Genomic DNA, 1,062 nt, shown 5'->3' with positions numbered 1-1,062 from the left:
CAAGGCTGATCAGTAAGTTTTGCGCGGGCCGTTTTGCGCGGCCGTTGCGTGTTGTTGACGTTTTGCTGTTCAGTTTTCAAGGTTCAAATATCAAAAAATGGTGGAGCCTAGCGGGATCGAACCGCTGACCTCCTGCGTGCAAGGCAGGCGCTCTCCCAGCTGAGCTAAGGCCCCATGAAGTGGTCGGGAAGACAGGATTCGAACCTGCGACCCCTTGGTCCCAAACCAAGTGCTCTACCAAGCTGAGCTACTTCCCGAGTTAATGCTGAGTGTAAAAAATATGGCGCGCCCGAGAGGACTCGAACCTCTAACCGCTTGATTCGTAGTCAAGTACTCTATCCAATTGAGCTACGGGCGCGTATGAATTTTTGCAATAATAATGGTGCCGAGGACCGGAATCGAACCGGTACGGTAGTCACCTACCGCAGGATTTTAAGTCCTGTGCGTCTGCCAGTTCCGCCACCCCGGCTAGGGTCGGCATCTGTGCAAAAAAATGGAGCGGAAGACGAGGTTCGAACTCGCGACCTCCACCTTGGCAAGGTGGCGTTCTACCACTGAACTACTTCCGCAAAAATGGTGCGGGTGAAGGGAGTCGAACCCCCACGCCCGAAGGCGCTAGATCCTAAGTCTAGTGCGTCTGCCAGTTCCGCCACACCCGCGTGGCAATGAAGTTGTAAAAAAATGGTGAGCCATGAAGGATTCGAACCTTCGACCCTCTGATTAAAAGTCAGATGCTCTACCAACTGAGCTAATGGCTCAAACAAGAAGTGGTGCCGGAGAAAGGAGTCGAACCCTCGACCTACTGATTACAAGTCAGTTGCTCTACCAACTGAGCTACTCCGGCGAAAAAAATGGTGGAGGATGACGGGATCGAACCGCCGACCCTCTGCTTGTAAGGCAGATGCTCTCCCAGCTGAGCTAATCCTCCGGTATGTATGCCCAGCGACGTCCTACTCTCACAGGGGGAAACCCCCAACTACCATCGGCGCAAAAGAGCTTAACTTCCGTGTTCGGGATGGGAACGGGTGTGGCCTCTTTGCCATCATCACTGGACTATTTTTT

Annotated in this window: 9 tRNA genes and 1 rRNA gene; all 10 read right to left on the bottom strand. The window is 53.1% G+C overall.

The features are described from left to right. Positions 1-98 precede the first annotated feature (98 nt). Positions 99-174, bottom strand: a tRNA-Ala gene (locus QMA09_RS17075). Between the two features lie 6 nt (positions 175-180). Beyond that, positions 181-257, bottom strand: a tRNA-Pro gene (locus QMA09_RS17070). A gap of 24 nt (positions 258-281) precedes the next feature. After that, positions 282-358 (bottom strand) — tRNA-Arg (locus tag QMA09_RS17065). A gap of 22 nt (positions 359-380) precedes the next feature. Then, positions 381-469 (bottom strand) — tRNA-Leu (locus QMA09_RS17060). A 25-nt stretch (positions 470-494) separates the two neighbouring features. Continuing rightward, positions 495-569: transfer RNA gene (locus QMA09_RS17055), tRNA-Gly, on the bottom strand. A gap of 5 nt (positions 570-574) precedes the next feature. Next, positions 575-659: transfer RNA gene (locus tag QMA09_RS17050), tRNA-Leu, on the bottom strand. Positions 660-682: 23 nt separating this feature from the next. Beyond that, positions 683-758, bottom strand: a tRNA-Lys gene (locus tag QMA09_RS17045). A gap of 10 nt (positions 759-768) precedes the next feature. Next, positions 769-844, bottom strand: a tRNA-Thr gene (locus QMA09_RS17040). A gap of 8 nt (positions 845-852) precedes the next feature. Continuing rightward, positions 853-928, bottom strand: a tRNA-Val gene (locus QMA09_RS17035). Positions 929-937: 9 nt separating this feature from the next. Continuing rightward, a 5S ribosomal RNA gene (gene rrf / locus QMA09_RS17030) occupies positions 938-1,053 on the bottom strand. Positions 1,054-1,062: the final 9 nt, after the last annotated feature.

The organism is Planococcus sp. APC 3906, assembly GCF_030407685.1.
GTDB lineage: Bacteria > Bacillota > Bacilli > Bacillales_A > Planococcaceae > Planococcus > Planococcus koreensis.
Note: the sequence above shows the minus strand (reverse complement) of the source record. Positions and strands in the feature narration are given on the sequence as shown.